The sequence below is a fragment of the Variovorax palleresanus genome (assembly GCF_051144945.1).
Taxonomy (GTDB): Bacteria; Pseudomonadota; Gammaproteobacteria; order Burkholderiales; family Burkholderiaceae_C; genus Variovorax; species Variovorax paradoxus_S.
This window is the reverse complement of the sequence record NZ_JBJNVP010000002.1, coordinates 5,274,952-5,298,132: the sequence shown is the minus strand read 5'-3', so window position 1 is coordinate 5,298,132 and position 23,181 is coordinate 5,274,952. Positions and strand designations below refer to the sequence as shown.

21 protein-coding genes are annotated in these 23,181 nt (G+C 66.5%); 13 read left to right on the top strand and 8 right to left on the bottom strand.

Going from position 1 to position 23,181, the window contains the following annotated elements; all coding sequences use genetic code 11:
- The first annotated feature begins 138 nt into the window (after positions 1-138).
- Positions 139-1,080, top strand: coding sequence for a hypothetical protein (locus ACJ7Z0_RS28820; protein WP_434792591.1), 942 nt, complete (start codon positions 139-141; stop codon positions 1,078-1,080).
- On the opposite strand, the gene ACJ7Z0_RS28815 is transcribed toward ACJ7Z0_RS28820, so the two are convergent.
- Together ACJ7Z0_RS28815 and ACJ7Z0_RS28810 are read right to left on the bottom strand one after the other, a co-directional pair.
- The gene (locus ACJ7Z0_RS28815; protein WP_434792590.1) at positions 1,074-1,955 is read right to left on the bottom strand and encodes a YbgC/FadM family acyl-CoA thioesterase; all 882 of its coding nucleotides are present in this window, start codon (positions 1,953-1,955) and stop codon (positions 1,074-1,076) included. The genes ACJ7Z0_RS28820 and ACJ7Z0_RS28815 overlap by 7 nt on opposite strands.
- Positions 1,952-2,917, bottom strand: coding sequence for an alpha/beta hydrolase (locus ACJ7Z0_RS28810; RefSeq protein WP_434792589.1), 966 nt, complete (start codon positions 2,915-2,917; stop codon positions 1,952-1,954). Before ACJ7Z0_RS28810 ends, ACJ7Z0_RS28815 begins: the two co-directional genes overlap by 4 nt.
- 68 nt (positions 2,918-2,985) lie before the next feature.
- Between ACJ7Z0_RS28810 and gbd the strand changes: the two genes are divergently transcribed.
- The 7 genes from gbd (at position 2,986) to ACJ7Z0_RS28775 (ending at position 12,017) form a co-directional block, all read left to right on the top strand.
- On the top strand, positions 2,986-4,122 hold the full coding sequence (gbd, locus tag ACJ7Z0_RS28805) for a 4-hydroxybutyrate dehydrogenase (protein WP_434792588.1): 1,137 nt from the start codon (positions 2,986-2,988) through the stop codon (positions 4,120-4,122).
- 151 nt (positions 4,123-4,273) lie between these two features.
- Complete coding sequence (locus ACJ7Z0_RS28800) at positions 4,274-6,616, top strand: type VI secretion system Vgr family protein (RefSeq protein ID WP_434792587.1); 2,343 nt, start codon at positions 4,274-4,276, stop codon at positions 6,614-6,616.
- A gap of 55 nt (positions 6,617-6,671) precedes the next feature.
- Complete coding sequence (locus ACJ7Z0_RS28795) at positions 6,672-7,064, top strand: hypothetical protein (RefSeq protein WP_434792586.1); 393 nt, start codon at positions 6,672-6,674, stop codon at positions 7,062-7,064.
- A gap of 27 nt (positions 7,065-7,091) precedes the next feature.
- A complete protein-coding gene (locus ACJ7Z0_RS28790) occupies positions 7,092-9,728 on the top strand; it encodes a DUF2169 family type VI secretion system accessory protein (RefSeq protein ID WP_434792585.1) in 2,637 nt (878 codons plus the stop codon).
- A complete protein-coding gene (locus ACJ7Z0_RS28785) occupies positions 9,725-10,861 on the top strand; it encodes a pentapeptide repeat-containing protein (RefSeq protein ID WP_434792584.1) in 1,137 nt (378 codons plus the stop codon). Before ACJ7Z0_RS28790 ends, ACJ7Z0_RS28785 begins: the two co-directional genes overlap by 4 nt.
- A 137-nt stretch (positions 10,862-10,998) precedes the next feature.
- The gene (locus ACJ7Z0_RS28780; protein ID WP_434792583.1) at positions 10,999-11,613 is read left to right on the top strand and encodes a DUF3540 domain-containing protein; all 615 of its coding nucleotides are present in this window, start codon (positions 10,999-11,001) and stop codon (positions 11,611-11,613) included.
- Positions 11,614-11,630: 17 nt separating this feature from the next.
- Complete coding sequence (locus ACJ7Z0_RS28775) at positions 11,631-12,017, top strand: DUF4150 domain-containing protein (RefSeq protein WP_307658431.1); 387 nt, start codon at positions 11,631-11,633, stop codon at positions 12,015-12,017.
- A 9-nt stretch (positions 12,018-12,026) separates the two neighbouring features.
- Here the strand turns inward: ACJ7Z0_RS28775 and ACJ7Z0_RS28770 are convergent, their stop codons facing one another.
- The 5 genes from ACJ7Z0_RS28770 to ACJ7Z0_RS28750 form a co-directional block, all read right to left on the bottom strand.
- A complete protein-coding gene (locus ACJ7Z0_RS28770; RefSeq protein ID WP_434792582.1) occupies positions 12,027-13,013 on the bottom strand; it encodes a tripartite tricarboxylate transporter substrate binding protein in 987 nt (328 codons plus the stop codon).
- 91 nt (positions 13,014-13,104) lie between these two features.
- Positions 13,105-14,178 (bottom strand): patatin-like phospholipase family protein, encoded by a 1,074-nt coding sequence (locus tag ACJ7Z0_RS28765; protein WP_434792581.1) that lies wholly within the window; start codon positions 14,176-14,178, stop codon positions 13,105-13,107.
- A gap of 4 nt (positions 14,179-14,182) precedes the next feature.
- Complete coding sequence (locus tag ACJ7Z0_RS28760) at positions 14,183-14,596, bottom strand: type II toxin-antitoxin system VapC family toxin (RefSeq protein WP_093019528.1); 414 nt, start codon at positions 14,594-14,596, stop codon at positions 14,183-14,185.
- Positions 14,597-14,608: 12 nt separating this feature from the next.
- Positions 14,609-14,866, bottom strand: coding sequence for a type II toxin-antitoxin system Phd/YefM family antitoxin (locus ACJ7Z0_RS28755; RefSeq protein WP_434792580.1), 258 nt, complete (start codon positions 14,864-14,866; stop codon positions 14,609-14,611).
- Between the two features lie 65 nt (positions 14,867-14,931).
- Positions 14,932-17,310, bottom strand: coding sequence for a Tex family protein (locus ACJ7Z0_RS28750; protein WP_434792579.1), 2,379 nt, complete (start codon positions 17,308-17,310; stop codon positions 14,932-14,934).
- A 282-nt stretch (positions 17,311-17,592) separates the two neighbouring features.
- On the opposite strand from ACJ7Z0_RS28750, the gene ACJ7Z0_RS28745 reads away from it, so the two are divergent.
- From ACJ7Z0_RS28745 to ACJ7Z0_RS28730, 4 genes are read left to right on the top strand one after another with little or no spacing between them, the layout of a single operon-like run.
- Entirely contained in the window at positions 17,593-17,949 is a 357-nt protein-coding gene (locus tag ACJ7Z0_RS28745) for a GIY-YIG nuclease family protein (protein ID WP_434792578.1), read from the top strand.
- Positions 17,946-18,398 carry a MarR family winged helix-turn-helix transcriptional regulator gene (locus tag ACJ7Z0_RS28740; RefSeq protein WP_434792577.1) on the top strand — a complete coding sequence of 151 codons (453 nt, stop codon included), beginning with the start codon at positions 17,946-17,948 and terminating at the stop codon, positions 18,396-18,398. The genes ACJ7Z0_RS28745 and ACJ7Z0_RS28740 overlap by 4 nt, the downstream gene beginning before the upstream one ends.
- A 45-nt stretch (positions 18,399-18,443) precedes the next feature.
- The gene (locus ACJ7Z0_RS28735) at positions 18,444-19,019 is read left to right on the top strand and encodes a DUF2239 family protein (RefSeq protein ID WP_434792576.1); all 576 of its coding nucleotides are present in this window, start codon (positions 18,444-18,446) and stop codon (positions 19,017-19,019) included.
- Positions 19,016-20,431 carry an MATE family efflux transporter gene (locus ACJ7Z0_RS28730; protein ID WP_434792575.1) on the top strand — a complete coding sequence of 472 codons (1,416 nt, stop codon included), beginning with the start codon at positions 19,016-19,018 and terminating at the stop codon, positions 20,429-20,431. Before ACJ7Z0_RS28735 ends, ACJ7Z0_RS28730 begins: the two co-directional genes overlap by 4 nt.
- Before the next feature lie 16 nt (positions 20,432-20,447).
- Here ACJ7Z0_RS28730 and ACJ7Z0_RS28725 read toward each other — a convergent pair whose 3' ends face one another.
- Positions 20,448-20,924 (bottom strand): VOC family protein, encoded by a 477-nt coding sequence (locus tag ACJ7Z0_RS28725; protein WP_434792574.1) that lies wholly within the window; start codon positions 20,922-20,924, stop codon positions 20,448-20,450.
- A 183-nt stretch (positions 20,925-21,107) separates the two neighbouring features.
- Here ACJ7Z0_RS28725 and ACJ7Z0_RS28720 point away from each other — a divergent pair, with 183 nt between their 5' ends.
- The gene (locus ACJ7Z0_RS28720; protein ID WP_434792573.1) at positions 21,108-23,174 is read left to right on the top strand and encodes a S9 family peptidase; all 2,067 of its coding nucleotides are present in this window, start codon (positions 21,108-21,110) and stop codon (positions 23,172-23,174) included.
- Positions 23,175-23,181: the final 7 nt, after the last annotated feature.

Genomic DNA, 23,181 nt, shown 5'->3' with positions numbered 1-23,181 from the left:
TCCCCCAGCGTCCGAAGACACGGACGCCTGGCGCCGCCCCGAAAGAGGCTGCGCCATTTTTTTGCGCGCGTTTAACCCTGCCGCTGGTGCTGCCCCGTAGAAGCCGTACCGATCCACTCCTGGCAAGGAAGAACCATCATGAAGCGCAGACTCCTCATCTCGACCGCCCTCGCCTGGGCCGCCCTCTCGGCCTGCGCCGAAAGCCCGGTGCGGCCGCCCCCGCCGCCTTCTGCATACGACCGCATCGGCTCGCTGATGCAGGTCAGCGTGGTCGATCGCACGACCGGCCGCGAACTGTCCATCTACCGCCACCGCGGCGAATACTGGGTCGCCGGCCGGCCCGGCGCGCGCTACGCCATCCGCGCGCGCAATGCGATGGGCGAACGCATCATGGCCGTGATGTCGGTGGACGGCGTCAACGTCGTCACCGGGGAAACCGCGGGCGTGCTGCAGAACGGCTATGTTTTTTCGGGTGGCGAGCGCAGCGACATCACGGGTTGGCGCAAGAGCGACTCGCAGATCGCGGCCTTCGAGTTCACGTCGATTGCCAATTCGTACGCGAGCCGCACCGGCCGTCCGGACGACGTGGGCGTGATCGGCGTCGCCATGTTCCGCGAGCGGGTGCCTGTGCCGCCTCCGCCGCCCATCGCGCTGCCGCGCCGCGACGGCAGCAGCAGTTCCAGCCGCGAGATGGAGCGCCGCAGCGAGGCGCCCTCGGCCGTGGCGGAGGCCGCGCCGGCCGCACCCGCGGCACAGGCCCGTTCCGCCGACAGCGCCTTGGGCGCCGAATCCTCCGCGTCGGCGAAAGGAGGATTGGCCCGGCCATCACCGCCGGCCCCGAGCCTCGGCACAGCGCACGGCCGGCGCGAGACCTCGCACGTCGGGCACACCACCTTCGAGCGCGCGCAGTCCACGCCCGACGAAGTGGTCCGCATCCGCTACGACAGCCGCGAGAACCTCATTGCCGCGGGCGTGATCCCGGTGCCGCCGCCCCCGCCGCGCTGGCCGCGCCCCGAGGGCCCATCGGCCTTCCCGGGTTCGGAGATGGGCTACGTGCCCGACCCGCCGGCGCGCTACTGACCCAGCGCGCGCCGCATCTCGATGTGCGGGATGCCGGCTTCCTCGAAAGGCTCGCCGTGCACCGTGTAGCCCAGCCGCGCATAGAAGCGCTCCGCGCTGCGCTGCGCATGCAGCCCGATCTCGCGGTCGCCGCGCGCCTTGGCGGCGGCCTCGAGCGCCTGCATCACCGCGGCGCCGTGCCCGCCGCTGCGCAGCACACGGTGCACGGCCATGCGGCCGAGCATCGCCGTGCCGTCCACGGCGTTCAGCAGCCGGCCGGTCGCAATCACCTGTCCGAGCCGGTTGCGGGCCACCGCATGCAGCACCACTTCATCGTGCTCGTCCCATTCCAGTTCCTTGGGAATGTTCTGCTCCTCTATGAAGACCGCGCGGCGCAATGCGCTCGCACCTTCGCCCATGGTTTTCCAGTCGCCCGTCTCCACCGTGCGCATCGGCTCGCCGGCTTCGAAGCCCGTGAGAATTTCGCGCAAGGCAGGCGGCACCGGCTTGGAGGTCTGCGTGGTGGGGTCGGCAAACACATAGACGAGTTCGCATCCCACCAGGTACTGGTCCTGCCGGAAAAGCGCGCCGTCGAAGACGATGGACGAGTTGCCGATGCGCGCGCACTTCATGGCCACGTCGATCACGTCGTCCACGCGTGCGGAAGCCCGAAAATCCACGGTCGCCTTGCGCACGTAGAGATCGCCGCCCAGGGAATGCATGGCCTCCTCGTACGGCAGCGCGAGCGCGCGCCAATAGTCGGAAATGGCCGTGTCGAAATACATCAGGTAGTGCGCGTTGAACACGATCTTCTGCATGTCGACTTCGGCCCAGCGCACGCGCAGGCGGTGAAAGAAGCGGAAGTCTTTTCTCTGGGGTACGGTTTCTTCGGTCATGGTTTCAGTGCCTCTTTGAGTGCGCGCGCCGCATCGTCCTGCGCTTGCAGCGCCTCGGGAATCGCGCGGCCCATTTTCAGGAATTCGTGGATCACGCCGCGGTAGATCTCGATATCGACCGCCACGCCCGCGGCGCGCAGCTTGTCGGCATAGGCAATGCCTTCGTCCACCACGGGGTCGCATTCGGCCAGGCCGATCCAGGCCGGCGCCAAGCCGTCGACGTCGTCGGCCAGCAGCGGCGCAAAGCGCCAGTCGTCGCGGTCGGCCGGCGTGCGCACGTACTGGCCGAAGAAATAGTCGATCAGCGCCTTGGTGAGCAAGGGGCCATCGGCGTAGCGTTGGTGCGAGGCAGTGTCCTGGTGCGCCGTGGTGCCGGGATAGATCAGCATCTGCAGCGCGAGCGGCAGGCCCGCATCGCGCGCAAGAATGGCGCACACCGCGGCCAGGGTGCCGCCGGCGCTGTCGCCGCCCACGGCAAGCCGGCTCGTGTCGAGGCCCAGGCGCGCGCCTTCGTTCGCAATGAAGGCGAACGCATCCCAGGCGTCGTTCGAAGCGGTCGGAAACTTGTGCGCGGGCGCCAGCCGGTAGTCGACCGACACCACCGCGCAGCCGCTCTTCATGCTCAGCACGCGGCACAGCGTGTCGTGGGTGCGGATGTTGCCCACCGTGAAGCCGCCGCCATGAAAGTACACCAGCGCGGGCAGCTTCTCGCGCGATGGCGCATAGAGCCGCATCGGCAGCTCGAAGCCGTCGCGCACGCGAACGCCGATGTCTTCGACGCGCGCGAGCTCGGGCTTGGGCACCTCGAGCACGCCGGCGCCTTTTTCGTACGAGGCCTTGGCCTCCTCCGGGGTGAGTTGGTCCAGGCTCGGATGGCCCGCCCGGGCCATGCGTTCGACCACGCTGGCCATCCTGGCGGTCAGCAATGTGCCCGACGCGACAGCGCCAAGGGTTTTATTCATGTGCAAGACTGTTTGCTCTTGTTAGATTCGAATGGTCGGCAATCGTACTGCCCCACGCATTCACGCCCATGGCCCTCATCCAATACCTCACCCAGATCCAGTTCGAGTTCGGCGCCATCAAGCTGCTGTCCAGCGAGTGCGCGCGCATCGGCATCAACCGCCCGCTGATCGTCACAGACGCGGGCGTCCGTGCGGCCGGGGTGCTGCAGAAGGCGCTCGATGCCATTGCCGATCTGGAAGTGGCGGTGTTCGACCAGACGCCCTCCAACCCCACCGAGGCCGCCGTGCGCGCGGCCGTCGAGCTGTACCGCAGCGCACGCTGCGACGGGCTCATCGCCGTGGGCGGCGGCTCCGCCATCGACTGCGCCAAGGGCGTGGCGATTGCCGCCACGCACGAAGGCCCGCTCAAGACCTACGCCACCATCGAAGGCGGCTCGCCGAAGATCACCGATCGCGTGGTGCCGCTCATTGCGGTGCCCACCACCAGCGGCACCGGCAGCGAAGTGGCGCGCGGCGCCATCGTCATCGTCGACGACCACCGCAAGCTCGGTTTCCACAGCTGGTTTTTGATGCCCAAGGCTGCCATCTGCGACCCCGAGCTCACGCTCGGCCTGCCGCCCAAGCTCACGGCCGCCACCGGCATGGACGCGATTGCGCACTGCATGGAAACCTTCATGTCGGCCGCCTTCAATCCACCGGCCGACGGCATCGGGCTCGACGGCCTGGAGCGCGCCTGGCTGCACATCGAACGCGCCACCAAGGACGGCAGTGACCGGGAAGCGCGCCTCAACCTCATGAGCGCCTCCATGCAGGGCGCCATGGCCTTCCAGAAGGGCCTGGGCTGCGTGCACTCGCTGAGCCACAGCCTGGGCGGCGTCGACCCGCGGCTGCATCACGGCACGCTCAACGCCCTCTTCCTGCCCGCGGTGATCCACTTCAATGCCGGTGCCGAGTCGGTGCAGAAGGAGCAGCGGCTGCAGCGCATGGCGCAGGCCATGCACCTCGATTCGGCTGGCGATCTCGGCGATGCGATCCGCGACATGAACGCGCGCCTGGGCCTGCCCAAGGGCCTGGCCGAAGTGGGCGTGACGCCCGGCATGTTCGAGCAGATCATCGACGGTGCCATGGCCGACCACTGCCACAAGACCAATCCTCGGCTGGCTTCGCGGGGCGACTACAAGGCCATGCTCGAAGCCTCGATGTAGCGGCTCGATGGAGGCCCTGTAAGGGCTTTGTTTGCGCTGCGTCTACAGAGGGCAGAGCCTCCGCGCGTCATGTATATGACATAAGGAATTTCTAGACTGGCATTCGAAGGCTTCGCATCCGCAGAAGCCCCAAGGGTCAGGGAAATTCCGAATGATGCGTACCGTCCAGGTTCACACCGTACTCAGCGCCGAGCAGCTCAAGTTTCGCGCCATGCGGGGGCACGAAGGACTGTCGCAGTTGTTCGAGTTCGAGGTCGACATGGTCAGCACCAGCTTCAATCTCGACCTGAAGAAGCTGCTGGGCACTTCGCTCACGCTCGAACTCACGGACGGCGGCGCGCCGCGCTTTCTCAACGGCACGGTGGTGCGCTTCGAACTCGTGGGCCGCGCCAACGAAACCGGCCGCCACTACGTGTACCGTGCCCTGGTTCAGCCCTGGCTCTGGTTTCTCACGCGCACCACCGACTGCCGCATCTTCCAGAACAAGAGCGTGCCCGAGGTGCTCGACGAAGTGCTGGGCAAATACGGCTTCGAATTTGAAAAGCGCCTGACGGGCAGCTACCGCCCCTGGGAATACTGCGTGCAATACCAGGAGAGCGACTTCGCTTTCGTGAGCCGCCTCATGGAGCACGAAGGCATCGCCTACCACTTCGAGCACACGAACAATTCGCACCTGCTGGTGCTGGCCGACGACACCGGCGGCTACGGCAAGCTGCCGGGCTTTGCCACCATTGCCTATCGCCCGCGCGACCGGGTGCTCCATGCCATGGAGCCCTGCATCGACCAATGGCGCATCTCGGAGCAGATCACCTCGGGCCGCGTGATGCTCGACGACTTCGACTTCAAGAAGTCCCGCGCCTCGCTGCAAAGCGTGCGGCAAGACCCCAAGGGCCACGATCATTCGAGCTACGAAGTCTACGAATGGCTGGGCGGCTACAGCGAGCACCAGCAAGGCGACACCTACGCGAAGATCCGGCTGCAGGAGCTGCAGTGCGCGCACGAACTTGCCGCGGGCCACACCAACGTGGTGGGCATGGCGCCGGGCTATCTGTTCGAGATGACGCATTGCCCGCGCGAGTCGGACAACCGCGAGTACCTGGTCACCGAAACCCGCTACGACCTGCAGGAGCCCGAATACTCCACCGGCGGCAGCACGGAATCGGTCTGCCAGTTCGACTTCACGGTGCTGCCTTCGAACGTGCCCTACCGGCCCGCCCGCAAGACGCCCAAGCCGCGCACCAATGGCCCGCAAACCGCCACCGTGGTCGGCCCGGAAGAAATCTGGACCGACCGCTTCGGCCGCGTCAAGCTGCAGTTCCGCTGGGACCGCTATGGCCAGTCGGACGAGAACAGCTCGTGCTGGGTGCGCGTGTCCAGCAACTGGGCCGGCGCCAACTACGGCACCATGCACATGCCGCGCGTGGGCCAGGAAGTGATCGTCGATTTCATCGGCGGTGAGCCCGACCGCCCGATCATCACGGGCCGCGTCTACAACAACGACCAGATGCCGCCCTGGGAGCTGCCCGCCAATGCCACGGCCAGCGGCATCCTCACGCGTTCGAGCACGGGCGGCGCGGCCAACCAGGCCAACATGCTGCGCTTCGAGGACCGCACGGGCGCCGAGCAGATCCTGCTGCATGCCGAGCGCAACCTCGACGTCGAGGTGGAAGCCGACGAAACGCACACCACCGACGGCACCCGCACCACGGTCATCGGCGGGCATGAATCGTCGACCTACAAGAGCGGCGAAACGCGCGACATCACCGCGGGCGCGAAAGAAACCATTACCGGCGGCGACACGCGCGACGTGACCGGTGGCTTCAGCGAAACCGTGACGGGCGGCGTCACGCAGACCATTTCGGGCGGCAAGAAGCGCACGCTCAGCGGCGGGCTGAACGACACGATCACGGGTGGCGTGAAGCTCGCGATCACCGGCGGCTTCCACGGCACCATCGACGGCCAGGAGATCCGCTTCGTGAGCGGCGGGCGCAACGACACCATCAACACCTCGAACACCGTGCTGGTCGACGGACCGTCGAGCACCACCGTGACGGGCCCGACGGTCCACACCTCGCCGGACGTGACCTTCAACACGACGAACCACATCCACAACACCACGCAGCACGTCATCAACACGAACGTCTACGCCACCACATCGAACGTCTACAACAACTTGGCGATCAGCTACACGAACAACTCGCAGACCTACACCAACAACTACGCCAAGAGCAGCGACTGGCGCCTGTCGCGCTCGGGTGGTGCGGGGTTCCGCTTCGGTGCCGTGGGCATGTCGCTCGACTTCTGGGGTGCTCGCCAGCAGTTCTACGGCATCAACTCGCAGTACTCCGTGCTCAAGGTCGACCTGCTGACTTTCAAGATTGCCAACAAGGGCATCGACATCACCAACGAAGCGGTGCAGGTCGGCAAGGCAGCCGTGCGCTTTTTCGTGGACGGCATGGCGGCCTATGCGCAGGCCATGCATCTTGTCATGTGACACTTGCGCCATGCTTGAATGGGAGACGCTTCTCTGGATTTTCTTCGGCATAGTGATGACTGCGGTCGTCGTTGGGGGCGTCGGCGCCATCGGCTACATGCGCAAGGAAAACCGCCACTATTCCGCAGAGGCAAAACTCTGGCCTGCGCTGGCGCAGGACGGGCAGCCCGCCGACGGCGTAGTCCGCAATGTGCGAATGCATCCCAACAACATGACGCGCGGCGGCTCCAGCGGGCAAACCGTCCGGGCCGTGGTGCTCGAGGTCGACTACACCGACAGTGCCGGCGTGGCTCGTGCCGCATCGATTCCCACCTTTGTCGAAGACGCGCTGGTGCCGCAATTCCTCGAACCGCAGAAGGCCATCCACCTGCGCTACGACGCGGACAATCCGGCACTGGTGGCCATTGACCGCGAACGCACGCCGCTGGAGCTTCCTCGTGCGCGCTGAGCGCAGGGGTCCGCGGATGCCGCACCCATGAAAACCGTCAAACCGCTTCGGCTGAGCGTAACAACCCGTCCGTTCCTGCGCCAGGGCGATCAGCGCCTTGCGGTGACGACGCTGTGCATGGTGTCGATGAGCGGAAAGCCCGTGCTGACGCCGGAGCCCGAGTTCTGGAAGACGCTGTCCGAAGAGCTGGGTCCGACGACTGCCATCGACCTGGGTATTCCCAAGGTGCGCGCCGAGATACTCGCCACGGGTTTCGCCTACACCGCGCACCAGGACGAAAAGACGCTCTGCGCCGCAAGGCTGCAGGTCGCCGGGTTGTCGAAGGACCTGACCGTCTTCGGCGACCGCTTCTGGGTGGGCGGCCGCCCCACCCCGCCGCAGCCGTTCGACGCAATGCGAATCGATTGGACGCGTGCCTATGGCGGTCCGGACTTTGCGGACAACCCGCTGGGCCGCGGCCACGCGCTGGAGATGGTCGATGACCTCGAAGTGCAGCGCCTGCCCAACATCGAAGATCCGGCGCATCGCCTGCATCATCCGCACGACCAGCCGGAGCCCGCCGGCTTTGGCCCCATCGACATCGCTTCGCCGCGGCGCATGCGCCTCATGGGCAGGCAGTATGACGCGCACTGGCGCGCCCATCTCTTTCCGGGCTTTGCCAGCGACATGGACTGGCAGCTCTTCAACGCCGCGCCGGCCGGTCAGCGGTTTCCTCAGATGGAGATTCCGCCAGGAGCGCCCTACGCGATCTGGAACATGCACCCCCAAGTGCCGCTCCAGCAAGGCCGCCTGCCCGGCTGGCGCGCCCTCGCCGTGATCGCGCGGCACCGCCTGCCCGGGCATGTCGAGGAAGTCGCCCAGCGCTTGACCACGGCCTGGTTCTTTCCGCATCTCGACCGCGTCGCGCTCGTCTTCCACGGCGAGACGCGCATCGAGGAAGACGATGCCTCAGACATTTCCCATGTGATGCCGGCGATCGAGATGCGCGATGCCCCGCGCGGCCTGGCGCACTACGCCGCCGTGCTGCGGCAGCGATGCGATCCGGAAAAAGGCGCGCTCTACATGTTCCGCGACAACGAGCTCGTGCCCGAAGAAGCGATCGGTCCGTGGCCTGATGAAGTCGGCAACCCGGAATCGGCGCTGGTGCGCAACATGCGCGAGCGCGGCGCACAGGGTCGCGAAGAGTTGAAGCAGAAGGCGATCGCGGCGGGGCACAAGGCACGCCACTTCAACGACCGCCGGCTTCCAGACCCCTTTACCCGAATGCCCACCCTGCGCGAACTACCCGAGTTCGTGGAACAGGCCGAGCGCTATGCCAGCACGCAGCGCGAGCAGGGAGCCGTCGAACGCGAGCGGCTCCAGCGCGAAGCTGATGCCAACGCCAGCGAGTCGAGGAAAGTCGGCTTCGACACCGGCAAGCTGGTGCGCGAGCACGACCGCACGCAATTGAAAGGTCCGCCCCGCGTCGACGGCGCGGCCATGGTGCGTGGGTTCGAAGGCATCCCCGCGGCAACCGGCACCGCGCCATTGCCCGCGAGCCAGATCGACGCCATGCGCAAGCTGGCGGAAAACGGCGAACGCGGATTGCTGGCTCTGTACCGCAGTTCCGCGCAGCACCAGGCACCCGTGGACGCCCTGCCCGCCGATCGCATGGCGGCGCTTGGCGCGCAGGTCGCCGCGGTTCTTGCCGGCAGCCGCGACTTCACCGACATGGACCTGACCGGCGCCGACCTGTCCGGCCTCGACCTGCGTGGCGCGTGCTTTCGGCGTGCGCTGCTCGAAGGAGCCGACTTGGCCCGCGCCAGGTGCGACGACGCCGACTTCAGCGACGCGGTGCTGGTACGGGCCCGGCTCTCCGGCGCAGGCTTTGGCCGCGCTGTCTTCCGCAATGCCAACCTGGCAGCAGTCGACTGCAGCCAAGCCGATTTCTCGCATGCGATCTTCGAAAGGACGACGCTGGAGAAGCTCAAGTTCGAGCAATGCAATTTCTCCTCGGCCCGCATGCATCATCTGCACATCATCGGATCGCAGCTGTTGCGCTGCAGCTTCGACGGAATGGACGCAGCCTACATCGGCTTCCTTTCGGACACGGTCATCGAAGACTGCAGCTTTCGGAACGCGAGCCTGGAAAAGGCCGGATTCATGGCGTGCCGGGTCGCCGGCCTGGACTTCTCGGGCGCCGAACTCGAAGCCTGCATGTGGACCCACACCAACGGCGACGACCGCATCGGATTCCAGCGTGCCCTGCTGCGCACCTCCTGCTTCGTGGGCAGCAGCAGCCTGCGCAACGTGAACTTCGAAGAAGCCACGCTGGTGCAATGCAGCTTTCGCGAAATACCCATGGAGGGCGCACGCCTCGCACGCGCCACGCTCGACACCTGCGACTTTTCTTCCTGCGACCTGACAGGCGCCGACCTGAGCGCCGTACAGGCCCCCGAGAGCCTGTTCATCCGCAGCAACCTGACGCGCGCCTCTCTGCGTACCGCCAATCTCATGACCACCAACTTCAACAAGGCCCGCCTGCTGTCCGCAGACCTTCGCGAGACCAATCTCTTTCGCGCCGACATGTCCCAGATCCAGATCGACACCATCACCGAGACGCACGGTGCCTACCTCGAGCAGACCAAGACCGTGCCGGCTCCGCGGGCGACACCCGTCGAATGAGCCCGCAGGAGCTGGTGTCCAAGGTCCGCAACGGAGTGCAATTGCAGGGAGAAGACTTCACCGGCATGCAGCTGAACGACCTGGACCTGTCAGGCGGCCTGTTCAGCGAATGCAGATTCACGCAGGCCGGGCTCGAGCGCGCGCGCTTGAACGATTCGGTGTTCGAGCGCTGCCGTTTCGACGGCGCGGCGCTGGCCGGCATTCAGCTGGACGGTGCGTCGCTCCTGCGCTGCAGCCTGCAAGACATGCAGGCGCCGGCCAGCCGATGGATCGGCACCGTTGTGGCTGAATCGGACTTGCGCGGCACGCGCGCAGAAGGCGCCGAGCTGAAGGAAGCGGCCTTCCAGGATTGCGAATTCCAGGGGGCGAGCTTCGAGCGGGCCAGGGTCACGAAGACGATCTTCAACGAGAGCCGCCTGGGCAACGCCGACTTTGCAGGCGCCGAACTCGCGACTGCCGTGTTCTTTCGATCAGACCTGCGCGAGGCGGGCTTTCGCGGCGCCGGCTTCCACAATGCCATCTTCTCGGAGGCCGACCTGCGCGGGCAGTCGTTCGCCGGCCAGTCGTTCACGCTCTGCCAGTTCGTGGATGCGCGCATGTCGAACTGCGTGTTCGACGAGGCGCGGCTCGTCCAGTGCAACTTCAAGGGCGCCGCCCTCGACGACGTGCGCATGCACCGCGTGCATGCACCGCAGTCTCTGTTCCCGCAAGCCAGCATGCGCAACGCAGACTGCCGCGCGGGAGTGTTCGACCAGTCGCTGTGGATCGATGCGCTGCTGTGCGATGCCGATTTTTCGGATGCGAGCCTCGAGCAGTGCGTGTTCCATCGCGCCCGGTGCGAGCGCGCCTCGTTCGCGGGGAGCCGTCTGACCTATGCAGATTTCTCGTATGCGGACCTGCGCAACGCCGGCTTCGAGAAAGCCCGATGCCACCGCACCCAGCTGCACCGCGCCCACCAGGACGGCTCCCGATGGAGCGACCGCGCCGGCGTACTCGATTCCGACCCCGATCTGTTCGAAGCCGAGAGGTTGGCCTGGCAACGTTCACCGCGCGCGGTCCGGCTCGACCGGGATGCCCGGGGCCTCATGCGGCTTGGCGACTATCCACCACCTGACGCAAAGGACACTGCATGACGATGGCGGCCCGGCCTCCTTCCCCCGCTGCACCTGCAGCACCGCCAGTATCCCGACCCGCAAGCGAGCTCGAACCGCTGCTGCGAAAGACCTCGCCGGCAAAGCGCCAACCGGCGTCGGCGGTGGCCGGCATATCGATGGCCACCGTCGTCGCGTGCGACCCCGACGGCGATTTCTGCGACCTGATGCTTGCCGACGGGCACCACCCCTTGCGCTGCCAGCGCGCCGCCAGCTGCCTGCTTGTGCCCGCACCCGGCGATACGGTCATGGTTGCGGGCCCGAACGACGAGGCGCTGTACGTGATTGCCGTCGTGGCCCAGGCCGACAAGCGCCAGGCAACGCTCGCGGTGGACGGCGATCTGCATTTGCAGTCGAAGCGAGGCGGCATCGCGATCCGCAGCGCGGGCGTGCTCGAACTCCAGTCGGACACGTCCATGGCCACGAGCGCGCCTCAATGGAAGCTCACGGCGGAGCGCGGCCAGTGCAATGTCTCGGAACTCGATTACCAGGGCGCGGAGCTGCGTTTCAGCGTGCTGGTCACCCGCTTCCTGGGGCGCGCCTGCGAAGTCGTGCTCGACCGGCTTCACCTGTTCACGCGCTCGAGTTTCCGCATTACCGAGGAGGCCGAGCACGTGCGCGCCGGGCACATCGACATCCAGGCCTCGCAGACGCTTCGGCTTCATGCGAAGAACACCCTGGTGACCAGCAAGGAGCTGGTCAAGGTCGATGCCGAACAGATCCACATGGGTTGATTGAAGGAGCCTTACGCATGTTTGCCAACGCACAGATGATGGGAATGGACCTCGCATTTCCAGATGTCTGCAAGACACCGCCCGCGATTCCCGTTCCGTATCCCAACTTCGCACTCGGCCCAACGGCCATTCCCAACGCCTGGAACATCCTCTACGGCGGCACGCCGGCCCACAACCTTGCAACCACCACGCCCATCACCAACGGCGACAACGCGGGCGTTCTGATGGGCGTGGTGTCTCAGACGGTGATGGGCCCTTCGCGCCACATCACCGGCGCATTCACGGTGCTGCTGAAAGGTTCACCCTGCACGCGCATGACCAGCCTCTCGGTGCAGAACCGCTCCAACATCGTCGGCATGCGGATCGTGCCCAGCCAGTTCAAGGTGCTGGTGCTCGCGGCCTGAGCTCTTCTCCTATTCCGCCTTCACGCCCGCCGTGCGGATCACCTTCGCCCACTTGGCGGTTTCGGCGGCAATGAAGGCATCGAACTCCTCCGGCGTGCTGCCCGCCGGGAACGTGCCCATGGCGTCGAGCTTGGCGCGCGTCTCGTCGCTCTTGATGATGCGCGCCACCTCTTCGGACATGCGCTTGACGATGTCGCGCGGCGTGCCGGCCGGCGCCAGCATGCCGGCCCAGGTGCTGCCGGTGAAGCCCGCGAAGCCCTGTTCGATGAAGGTAGGCACATCCGGAACGGCGGACAGGCGCTTGTCGCCCGCCACGCCGATGAGCCGCACCTTGCCGGCCTTGGCCTGGTTGATGAGGCCGGTGGGCGCGTCGAAGAACAGCTGGATCTGCCCGCCCATCAAGTCGGTCAGCGCGGGCACCGCGCCACGGTACGGAATGTGGATCATGTAGGTCTGCGTGAGCGACTTCCACAGCTCGGTCGTCAGGTGTGCGGCCGAACCGTTGCCCGATGAGCCGAAGCTCACCTTGCCGGGGTTGGCGCGTGCGTAGTCGATGAGTTCGCGCGCGGTCTTGAACGGCGCATCGACATTCACCGCGGCCAGCAGCGGCGACACGCCCATCAGCGACACGCCCGTCAAGTCCTTGCGTGGGTCGTAGGGCAGCTTGGGATACAGCGTGGTGTTGGCCGCGTAGGCCGCAATGACGACGCCGAAGGTCGTGCCGTCGGGCGCGGCCTTGGCAATGGCGTCGACGCCGATCAGGCTGTTGGCACCGGGCTTGTTGTCGATGAGCACCGGTTGGCCGAGCCGCGCCTGCAGCCCGACCTGCACCAGCCGCGCCATCTGGTCGGTGAACCCGCCCGGCGTGTAGGGCACGATGATGCGGATCGGCTTGTTGGGCCAGGCGCTTTGCGCCAGCGTGGGCATCGGCAAGGTCGCGGCCGCCGCTGCGGCGGCAAGGGTGAATCGGCGGCGTGAAATTCGGGCCTGCTGCATGAGTGGCGGCTTTCTCTGGACAAGAGTGAGCTGGCCATTCTCGAAGGCGCTGCGCGTGCGCACCCTTGGGGTTTGCCCCGGCGGGGCCTGTTCAGAGTGGCAGGATGTCCCGCGTGCGACCGGTTGCGAGCCAGCCCTCGAACTCCTCCGAAAGCCGCTCTGCCTCGCGCACGGCCTTGCTCCACGCGCCGATGCGGGCCTGCGGATCGTTCGCGAAATGGATGAAGTCCTTGCGGTCGGGCAGCTTGCCGTTGGGCAGCGAGCGCACCCAGTCGGCATCGGGCGCGAGCACCACCATGCGGTCGAGAAAGCCGGTGGACTTGTGGCGCCAGCGCAGGCCCTTGTCGAGCCAACCCGGCACCACGGCCCGCTGAAAATGCGGGTACAGCACGATGCCCTCGTCGGTCGGCTGGTAGTCGAGGTGCAGGTGGTAGTCGGTAATGCCGCCATCCCAATACGCACCGCGCGGCGCGCCCGGAATGTCGTGCACCGCGGCAAGCAGGAACGGTATCGAGCACGATGCCTGCAGCACCAGGTTGAAGTTCTCTTGGCTCAGCGCATGCTGGCGCGTGCGGAAATCCTTGGTGCCGAACGGCAGCGCCGCGCCGGGTGTGGAAAACACGCAGCGTTCGAGCCATGCGCCCAGGCCCTTGCGGTACAGGCTGTTGGTGGCAAAGGCGCCCAGGTAGCCGAAGGGCGTGCGCGCCCTGCCCTCGCGACCGAGGATGTGGCGCCCGCGCGAAGTCACCACATGCAGCCGGTAGCGCGAATGGTTCAGCACCTCGCCGATGCGCCCACCGTAGAAGTCGATAAGGCTCTCGGCAAAGCGCGCGCTCAGCTGGTTCGGGCTGAGCCGCTTCTGTCCCGGAGGCACGTCGAAGCGCTGGCGCACGTAGTCATATTCAAAGCGCTCAAAGGCCTTCTGCGGATCGGACAGGCAGGCGGTCGAAAGCCGCCACGCACCGATCGATGCGCCCACCAGGTGCACCGGCTGGCTCGACTGCGTGAGCCAGCGCCCGAAGATGAAACGGTCGAGCGGCCCGAGGACGAGGCCCTTCGGCCCGCCCGCCGCGCCGGGAATGGTGCGCACGTCCTGCGGGCGCAAGCCGTGCGCTTCGATGTGCTTGCGGGCAGCGGGGCCGGCGTAGATGCGCAGGGCTTTCATTTATTCATGCCGCGCTTGACTCGAACGGGTTGAAGACGTCGATACCGAAACCGGCGAAGTCGCTGACGTTGCGGGTCACGACGGTCAATGCATGCTGCTTTGCCGTGGCGGCAATCATTGCGTCTTCATATAGCGTGTTGGAACTGCGGTGCATCAGTCTGGCCCACAGCCTGAACGTTTCTGCGTCCATGGGCAGTACGTTGTACGAGGCGGCGACCAGGGCTGCCCATTGCTCGATCTCATCGGCCTTGGCGGCATCCTGCTCGCGCGTGATTTCGATGCCAGCCTGGATTTCGCCGATCGTCACCGCGGAAAGATGCAGGTTGCTGTCGGCGATGGGCGCGAGCCATGCGACGACCGCGCCGTGCGGTCGAGGCCGACGCAGTTCCGAGATGACGTTCGTGTCCAGCAGGTACATACCGCCCGCCCCTCAGCGGATTGGCGTGATGCGCCGCCGGCGTGCCGCGCCGCGCTGCGGAACGAGAAACTCGGTGCGTGCCTCGGCCGAGAGCAGCAACTCCTTGAGGGACGGCTTGGCCGTGGCATGCAATCGCCGCCACTCTGCCGCCGGTACCAGCACGGCGGCCTCGGCCCCCCGTTTGGTGACCATTTGCGGCCCGTCGGCGAGACAGGCCTCGAGAAACTCGCTGAAACGCGCCTTGGCGTCTTGCACGGGCCAGGATTTCATTTAGAGCCACCTTGTCAGACTAGTGTTCTGACTAGTTTAACAGGCGGCTGCAAACTTGCCTCGCCCTACTTTCGCAACCCCTGCAGCTTGGCAAACGCGCTCGCCATCTGCCCCGCAGGCTGCGGCGCGTTGTCGCGGCGCGCACCCTGCTGCTGCTGGCCGCGTCCCGCACCTTCGAAGCGGTTGTCGCGCGGGCCGTCGCGTCGCGCGGGCGCGGCATCCAGCTTCATCGACAGGCCGATGCGCTTGCGCGCCACGTCCACTTCCATCACCTTGACCTTGACGATGTCGCCGGTCTTGACGACCTCGCGCGCGTCGTTCACGAACTTGTGGCTCAGCTGGCTCACGTGCACCAGACCGTCCTGGTGCACGCCCAGGTCGATGAAGGCGCCGAACTGCGCCACGTTGCTCACGGTGCCCTCGAGGATCATGCCCTCGACCAGGTCCTTGATGTCGTCCACGCCGTCGTTGAAGCGCGCCACCTTGAAGTCGGGGCGCGGATCGCGGCCGGGCTTTTCGAGTTCGCCGAGGATGTCCTTCACCGTGATGACGCCGAACTTCTCGTTGGCAAACAGCTCGGGCTTCAGCGTCTTGAGCATCTCGGCGCGGCCCATCAGCTCGGCGATCGGCTTGCCGGTCTTGACGATGATCTGCTCGACCAGCGGATAGGTTTCGGGGTGCACGCCGGTGATGTCCAGCGGGTCGGCGCCGCCCCTGATGCGCAGGAAGCCCGCGCTCTGCTCGAAAGCCTTGGGGCCGAAGCCGGTCACGTCGAGCAGCTGCTTGCGGGTTGCGAACGCGCCGTTCGATTCGCGCCAGCGCACCACCGCCTTGGCCACGCTGGCCGACAGGCCAGACACACGCGACAGCAAAGGCACGCTCGCGGTGTTGAGGTCCACGCCCACCGAGTTCACGCAGTCTTCGACCACGGCCTGCAGCGTGCGGGCGAGTTCGCTCTGGTTCACGTCGTGCTGGTACTGGCCCACGCCGATGCTCTTGGGGTCGATCTTCACCAGCTCGGCCAGCGGGTCTTGAAGGCGGCGCGCAATGCTGGCGGCACCGCGCAGGCTCACGTCCACGTCGGGCATTTCCTGCGAGGCGAATTCGCTGGCGGAGTAGACCGAAGCACCCGCCTCGCTGACCACCACCTTGTCGACCTTCATCTCGGGCGCGCCGGCCTGTGCGGCCATCTTGGCGAGCAGCTTGATGAGGTCGGCCGCCAGCTTGTCGGTCTCGCGGCTCGCGGTGCCGTTGCCGATGGCGATCAGGTTCACGCCGTGCTTGGCGCAGAGCTTGCCGAGCGTGTGCAGCGAGCCTTCCCAGTCCTTGCGCGGTTCGTGCGGGAACACGGTGGCGGTTTCGACCAGCTTGCCGGTGGCATCGACCACGGCCACCTTCACGCCGGTGCGGATGCCGGGGTCCAGGCCCATCACGACGCGCGGGCCGGCGGGCGCGGCCAGCAGCAGGTCGCGCAAGTTGTCGGCAAACACCTTGATTGCGACCTTCTCTGCGTCTTCGCGCAGGCGGGTGAACAGGTCGCGCTCGGTGGAGAGCGCCAGCTTCACGCGCCAGGTCCAGGCCACGCATTTGCGGATCAGGTCGTCGGCCGGGCGGCCCGCATGGCTCCAGCCCAGGTGCAGCGCGATCTTGCCTTCGGCGATGCTGGGCTTGCCCGGTTCGGGCTCGACCGGCAGCACCAGCTTGGCATCCAGGATTTCGAGCGTGCGCCCGCGGAACACCGCCAGTGCGCGGTGCGACGGCACGCGGCCGATCGGCTCGTCGTAGTCGAAGTAGTCGCGAAACTTGGCGACGTCGGCGTTGTTTTCGTCCTTGCCGGTCATCAGCGTCGACTTGAGCAGGCCTTCGGCCCACAGCCATTCGCGCAGGCGCTGCACCAGGGCAGCGTCCTCGGCCCAGCGCTCGGAAAGAATGTCGCGCACGCCGTCGAGCACGGCCGGCACGGTGGAGAAATCGGGGCCCGGCTTGCCGTCGTCCAGCGTCGTGGCGGGCTGCAGGAAGGCCTTGGCTTCCACGGCGGGGTCGAGCGTCGGGTCGGCCAGCAGCTTGTCGGCCAGCGGCTCGATGCCGAACTCGCGCGCAATCTGGCCCTTGGTGCGGCGCTTCTGCTTGAACGGCAGGTAAAGGTCTTCGAGCTCCTGCTTGGTCGGCGCGAATTCGATCGCGGCGCGCAATTGCGGCGTGAGCTTGCCCTGCTCGTCGATGTTCTTGAGCACTGCGGCACGGCGGTCCTCGAGTTCGCGCAGGTAGGAAAGACGTGCTTCCAGTTCACGCAGCTGGATGTCGTCGAGGCCATCGGTGACCTCCTTGCGGTAGCGGGCAATGAACGGAACCGTGGCACCGCCATCGAGCAGTTCGATGGCCGCCTTCACCTGGTGCTCGCCGACCTTGATCTCGGCGGCGAGCTGGCGAATGATTTTTTGCATGTCTGAATGACGTCCCTGTCATGCACGCCCGGCCGGACCGGCGTGCTTGGCGAATAAAGCGTGGAAGTTTGCCATAGGGCCGAAGGAAAGCCCCCGCCGGCAACCCGCGCAATGGGTGCGGTGCTCACCCCTCCTCCGCCATCCCCTTCACCCTCCTCGCCGCCGCCCGACCGAACCGTCGGCTCGCAAGGGATGGCGGCGATTGCGCGAGGGGTAATTGCCTATTTTTACCCGGGTGTATTGTGCTTTTAATTTTACCCGGATAATATATGGAACATGAACATGCCCCAGGAGACGAGGCGCGCCCTCGCCAGGAAATACAAGGAAACGGTCCGCCCCGCGGGCGTCTTCGTCATCCGCAATACGCTCAGCGGCCGCCTCTACGTGGCCGCCAGTCTCGATGTGGAGGGAGCGATGAACCGCGCCCGCTTCGAACTCGGCCTGCGCTCGCACCGCAACAAGGCGCTGGTGCGCGACTGGGCCACGCACGGTGCGGCGAACTTCAGCTTCGAGGTGATCGACCGCGTCAAGGAGCGCGACGACCCCGCCTTCGACCGCGCCGCGGAACTTGAAAAACTTCTTGTGCTCTGGCGCGAGGAGCTTCAGTGCCACGGCGACCGGGGCTACGACGCGCCATGAGCATCGATCCGCTGGACTTGTGCCTCAACATCGGCCGCGCCCACGCCAGCTTGAACCTGAAGCTCCAGGAGCATCTGGGCGCCTTCCATGGCCTGAACTACGAAGATTTCACGCTGCTTCATCGGCTCCTGTGCGCCGAAGGCGGCTGCATGCCGGCGGCCGACCTTGCGCGATCCCTGGGGTTGCCGATCTCGGCGTTGGTTCGCAAAATGGTCCTGCTCGAAAAATCGGGGCTGGCCGAACGCACGGCCGGTGCGAATGGAGGCGGCCGCCACGCAACCATTTGCACCGGCGGCAGAAAACTGATGCAAGCTGCCGTCACGACCGCCCAAGCAATCTGCGCCGATACGGTGAAATCGCTGGCTGCTGAAAGCCTGTCGAAAATCAACGTTGCGCTCCTTGCGCTTTGCCACGACGGCACGCCGTCGACTGAGCCGTTCAACGGGTAGATTACGCACCCTTTCGACCGGCCCCGAAGAATAAAGAAATCCAACATGCCATCCGACACGCCACCCGGCAACCTGATTGTCTTCGCCTCCTTCAAGCGCATCGCCCAGGGAAGCACCGCCGACGTGCTCGCACAATTGCGTGACCGCAAGGACGACACGCCCTATCTCGTGTTCAACGAACAGACCGGTGAACTCCTCGACTTCGACGTACACAACCGGGCCGGCGTCGTGGCGCATGCGGCCAGCGCCGAAGCCCCTGAAGAAACCCCGCGCGGCGTAGGCCGCCCGAGGCTCGGCGTGGTCGCGCGCGAAGTCACCCTGCTGCCGCGCCACTGGGACTGGCTCAATCGTCAGCCCGGCGGCGCCTCGGTCGCACTGCGACGGCTGGTCCAGGAGGCGAGCCGCGTCAACGCCGACCGCGACGCCGTGCGCGCATCACGCGAAGCCACCTACCGCTTCATGACCGCGATCGCTGGCGCCCTGCCCGGCTTCGAGGAAGCCACCCGCGCGCTGTTCGCGGGCGAACGCGAGCGCTTCGAGGCGCTGATCGACTCTTGGCCCCCGGACCTGCGCATCCACCTTCAAAAATTGTCCGCCGCCGGCTGGAGCACCACCGCATGAGAGCAAGCTCCGAGAGCGCAGCCACCGGCCAGAGCGGCCTGCGCGGGACCCCGGTCGCACCTGTCGGTGCGCCGCGCGCGCTGTGGAAGACCTTCCTGTTCTTTCTTGCGCCGATGCTGCTCAGCAACATCCTGCAGTCGCTCTCCGGCACCATCAACAACATCTACATCGGGCAGATGATCGGCGTCGGCGCGCTGGCGGCGGTGTCGAGCTTCTTTCCGGTGATGTTCTTTTTCATTGCCTTCGTCATCGGACTGGGCGCTGGTGCGTCGGTGCTGATTGGCCAGGCCTGGGGCGCGCGCGATGTCGCCAAGGCCAAGGCCATCGCCGGCACCACGCTGTCGGTCGGCATGCTGCTGGGGCTGGCGGTGGCCGTGTTCGGCGGCGCCTTCACCACGCCGCTGCTCGCCTTCCTGGGCACGCCGCCCGACGTGTTGGCCGACTCCACGCGCTATGCCCGCATCATGCTGATCGCGATGCCCGGGCTATTCGTGTTCCTGCTGTCGACCGCCATGTTGCGCGGCGTTGGCGACACGGTCACGCCGCTGCTCACGCTGCTCTTTTCCACGGCGGCCGGCCTCATCGTCACGCCGGCACTCATTCGCGGATGGGGCGGCCTGCCGCAGCTCGGCGTTGCGAGCGCCGCCTGGGCCACGGTGGTGGGTTTCGTGGCCTCGACGCTGTGGCTGGGATGGCGCCTGCGCCGCCGCGGCAGTCCGCTTGCGCCCGATGCGGAATTCATCCGCCACCTGCGCATCGATCCCACGTTGCTGAAGGCGGTGCTCAAGGTGGGCGTGCCCACGGGGGTGCAGATGATCGTCGTCGCGCTGGCCGAGGTGGCGTTGCTCTCGCTGGTCAACAGCTACGGCTCCAGCGCCACCGCGGCATATGGCGCGGTGAACCAGGTGGTGGCCTACGTGCAGTTTCCGGCCATCTCGATTGCCATCACGGCGTCGATCCTCGGGGCGCAGGCCATCGGCGCGGGCCGTGCGGACCGGCTGGGCGCCATCGCCAAGACCGCGCTGCTGATGAACCTGGTGCTGACCGGCGGACTGGTGCTGCTGGGCTACCTGTTCTCGCGGCACCTGATGGGGTTTTTCATCACCAGCGCGCCGGTGATCGAGATTGCGCAGACGCTGCTGCACATCATGCTGTGGAGCCTCGTCATCTTTGGCATGGCCTCGGCCATCTCGGGGATCATGCGGGCCAGCGGGTCGGTGCTGGTGCCCACGGCCATCTCGATCCTCTGCCTGATCGGCATCGAGGTGCCCGTGGCCTGGTTCATGAGCCACCGCATCGGGCTCAACGGCATCTGGTATGCCTACCCCGTGACCTTCGGGGCGATGCTGCTGCTGCAGACCGCCTACTACCGCCTGGTGTGGCGCAAGAAGGCGATCCGGCGGATGGTGTAGCGGCCGCGGCGGCGGATCACTCGCCGTCGAAGGCTTTCTTCACCTCGGCGATGTCGAGCTTGACCATCTTCATCATCGCCTGCATGGCGCGGGCGGCCTTGGCCGGGTCCTTGTCCTGGAACATGCGAAGGATAGGCGTCGGCGCGACCTGCCACGACACGCCATAGCGGTCGGTGAGCCAGCCGCACTGCACCGGCTGGCCGCCGCCTTCGAGCAGCTTGTCCCAATAGCTGTCGACTTCGGCCTGCGTCTCGCATCTGACGAGCATCGAGATGGCCGGCGTGAACTTGTACTGCGGGCCGCCGTTGAGCACCATGAATTCCTGCCCGTCCAGCTCGAACATCGCGGTCAGCAGCGACCCCTTCAAGCTGGGGTTCTCATCGCCCCAGAGCTGCTTTTCGGTCATGCGTGAGTTCGGAAAGATGCCGGTGTAGAACTTCACCGCGTCTTCGCCGTTGCCGTCGAACCAGAGGCAGGGAACGATCTTCTGCATGGGAATCTCCTGAGTCTTGAATGATGAACCTGAAGGTTCAGTATCCAGGCAGCATGAGGTGCTTGTCAATCCCTCGGGACCACCGGCAGGACGACGCGGAAAGCCACACCCTTGTTCGTGCCACCGGCAGAATCCATGCGCGGACAAGACCGCGCATCAAGACATCCAAGAGGGACGAGGAACATGAGATACAGCAGAACCCCCAGCCGCTGGCGCATCGCCCTGGCTGCCGCCTGCGGCACGCTGGCGCTTCTTTCCGGCTGCGCCACCGGGCCCACGCACCCGGCGCTGGTTGCCGCGCGGCAGGACAACACGCTGCCGCCGCTCGTTCCCATGCGCCGCTTCGTCGCCAACATCGATGCGGTCAACGGCCATGTGCTCTCGCCCGACGGGCAGCAGCTCGTATGGTTTCAGGCGGTCGGCACCGACGTGGGCCTCGGCGTGCGCAAGACGGCCGACGCCGCCACGGTCAATAGCGCCAGCACCCGCACCTTTGCGACCGGCACGCTGGCGCGGCCCTTCGTGTCCGGGCCAACCTACTCGTGGCTGCCCGACAGCCGCCATCTGGCCTACCTCAAGGACTTCACGGGCGACGAGAACACGCAGATCTTCGTGCTCGACACCGAGGCGCCAGGCGCCAAGCCCTGGGCCGTGACGCCCTGGCCCGGCGTGCGCTCGGCCATGCTGGGATGGGGCGCGCCCGGCAGCGCCACCTTCTACTTCGCGAACAACCAGCGCGACCGCTCCAGCATGGACCTTTTCGAAGGCGATGCCCGCACGCGCACCGTGCGCGAAATTGCGCGCAGCGAACCCGACAGCCGCGTGATCTCGTGGTTCATCGACACCCGGCGCGAGCTCGCGGGCCGCATGCGGCAGCTTGGCAGCGCCGACGGCTCCGACCGGCTGCTGGAACTGCGCCAGCCCGACGGCGGCTGGCGCGCCTTCAAAACGGTGAAGGCTTTCGATTCCTTCTGGCCCCAGCGCATCGACCTCGGCGCCGGGCGGCTCTGGACGATGACGAATGTCGGCCGCGACAAGCTCGCCCTGGTCGAAGTCGACCTGGCCACGGGCGCGGAGCGGCTGCTGGCGGAAGATGCGGCGGTCGACCTCGACTACGGCGTGTTCCCGCCTCAGCAGGGAGCGCCGCTCGCGTACATATCTGAACCTGGCCGCCCCCGCATCGCCTATCTCGATGCCGCGCTGGGCAACGAAGTGGCCGCTGCCGTGAAGACGGCCCGGGAGCGCGGCTGGCTGAACGCCGAGCCCGTCATCACGCGCCCCGCGGGCATGGCCAACGACCAGCGCCGCATGGTGCTGCGTTCGACCACCGAGAACGGAACCGTGGAGCTGCTGCTCGACCGCGCGAGCGGGCAACTCACGCGGCTTACGCCGCCGCGCGAGCCGACCACCGATCTCTTCTCGCCCATGGAGCCCTTCTCGTTCAAGGCGTCCGACGGTCTCGTGATCCACGGCTACCTCGTGCGTCCGCGCGGCGTGCAGGGGCCCGCGCCGCTCGTGGTCAACATTCACGGCGGCCCGTGGACCCGCGACTCGTGGCAATCCGCGAGCTTGACGCCCACGCAGATGCTGGCGAACCGGGGCTATGCGGTCCTCTACGTGAACTACCGCGGCTCCGCCGGCTACGGGCGCGCCTTCATGATGGCCGGCGCCCACGAAACCAGCGGCCGGCTTCAGCGCGACATTGCCGAAGCCGTGCAATGGGCCATCGACCAGGGCGTGGCCGACCCGAAGCGCATGGCCGTGCTCGGCGGGAGCTTCGGCGGCTTTTCGGTGCTCACGCAGCTCATCCAGAAGCCGCACGACTACCGCTGCGGCATCGACGTGGTGGGCGTTGCCAACTGGCCCCGCGTGATCGAGAACTGGCCGCCGTTCTGGCGCAACCGCCACTACTTCGCGGCGTTCTTCGGCGACGTCGGCAAGCCGGAGGAGCGCGAGCGCATGCTGCGGGATTCGCCCATCTCGCAGATCGACCGCATCACGGCGCCGCTGCTCGTGATCCACGGCGCCAACGACGTGCGCGTGCTGCGGCAGGATTCGGACGAGGTGGTGGCCACGCTCCAGAAGCTCGGCCGGCCGGTCGAATACATGAGCTTTCCCGATGAGGGCCACAGCGTGCGCAAATGGCGCAACCGGCTCGCGCAATGGCGCAAGATCGAAGACACCCTGGCGGTGTGCCTCGGCGGCCGCAGCAACGGATTCGACTTCTATGAGCTGATGCCGCGGCAGTGAGCCGGGG

What these genes read in the sequence shown, in the direction of transcription:
- ACJ7Z0_RS28820 (WP_434792591.1), top strand. Translation starts at nt 139, where the DNA reads ATGAAGCGCAGACTCCTCATCTCGACCGCCCTCGCCTGGGCCGCCCTC.
- ACJ7Z0_RS28815 (WP_434792590.1), bottom strand. Translation starts at nt 1,955, where the DNA reads ATGACCGAAGAAACCGTACCCCAGAGAAAAGACTTCCGCTTCTTTCAC.
- ACJ7Z0_RS28810 (WP_434792589.1), bottom strand. Translation starts at nt 2,917, where the DNA reads ATGAATAAAACCCTTGGCGCTGTCGCGTCGGGCACATTGCTGACCGCC.
- gbd (WP_434792588.1), top strand. Translation starts at nt 2,986, where the DNA reads ATGGCCCTCATCCAATACCTCACCCAGATCCAGTTCGAGTTCGGCGCC.
- ACJ7Z0_RS28800 (WP_434792587.1), top strand. Translation starts at nt 4,274, where the DNA reads ATGATGCGTACCGTCCAGGTTCACACCGTACTCAGCGCCGAGCAGCTC.
- ACJ7Z0_RS28795 (WP_434792586.1), top strand. Translation starts at nt 6,672, where the DNA reads ATGACTGCGGTCGTCGTTGGGGGCGTCGGCGCCATCGGCTACATGCGC.
- ACJ7Z0_RS28790 (WP_434792585.1), top strand. Translation starts at nt 7,092, where the DNA reads ATGAAAACCGTCAAACCGCTTCGGCTGAGCGTAACAACCCGTCCGTTC.
- ACJ7Z0_RS28785 (WP_434792584.1), top strand. Translation starts at nt 9,725, where the DNA reads ATGAGCCCGCAGGAGCTGGTGTCCAAGGTCCGCAACGGAGTGCAATTG.
- ACJ7Z0_RS28780 (WP_434792583.1), top strand. Translation starts at nt 10,999, where the DNA reads ATGGCCACCGTCGTCGCGTGCGACCCCGACGGCGATTTCTGCGACCTG.
- ACJ7Z0_RS28775 (WP_307658431.1), top strand. Translation starts at nt 11,631, where the DNA reads ATGTTTGCCAACGCACAGATGATGGGAATGGACCTCGCATTTCCAGAT.
- ACJ7Z0_RS28770 (WP_434792582.1), bottom strand. Translation starts at nt 13,013, where the DNA reads ATGCAGCAGGCCCGAATTTCACGCCGCCGATTCACCCTTGCCGCCGCA.
- ACJ7Z0_RS28765 (WP_434792581.1), bottom strand. Translation starts at nt 14,178, where the DNA reads ATGAAAGCCCTGCGCATCTACGCCGGCCCCGCTGCCCGCAAGCACATC.
- ACJ7Z0_RS28760 (WP_093019528.1), bottom strand. Translation starts at nt 14,596, where the DNA reads ATGTACCTGCTGGACACGAACGTCATCTCGGAACTGCGTCGGCCTCGA.
- ACJ7Z0_RS28755 (WP_434792580.1), bottom strand. Translation starts at nt 14,866, where the DNA reads ATGAAATCCTGGCCCGTGCAAGACGCCAAGGCGCGTTTCAGCGAGTTT.
- ACJ7Z0_RS28750 (WP_434792579.1), bottom strand. Translation starts at nt 17,310, where the DNA reads ATGCAAAAAATCATTCGCCAGCTCGCCGCCGAGATCAAGGTCGGCGAG.
- ACJ7Z0_RS28745 (WP_434792578.1), top strand. Translation starts at nt 17,593, where the DNA reads ATGCCCCAGGAGACGAGGCGCGCCCTCGCCAGGAAATACAAGGAAACG.
- ACJ7Z0_RS28740 (WP_434792577.1), top strand. Translation starts at nt 17,946, where the DNA reads ATGAGCATCGATCCGCTGGACTTGTGCCTCAACATCGGCCGCGCCCAC.
- ACJ7Z0_RS28735 (WP_434792576.1), top strand. Translation starts at nt 18,444, where the DNA reads ATGCCATCCGACACGCCACCCGGCAACCTGATTGTCTTCGCCTCCTTC.
- ACJ7Z0_RS28730 (WP_434792575.1), top strand. Translation starts at nt 19,016, where the DNA reads ATGAGAGCAAGCTCCGAGAGCGCAGCCACCGGCCAGAGCGGCCTGCGC.
- ACJ7Z0_RS28725 (WP_434792574.1), bottom strand. Translation starts at nt 20,924, where the DNA reads ATGCAGAAGATCGTTCCCTGCCTCTGGTTCGACGGCAACGGCGAAGAC.
- ACJ7Z0_RS28720 (WP_434792573.1), top strand. Translation starts at nt 21,108, where the DNA reads ATGAGATACAGCAGAACCCCCAGCCGCTGGCGCATCGCCCTGGCTGCC.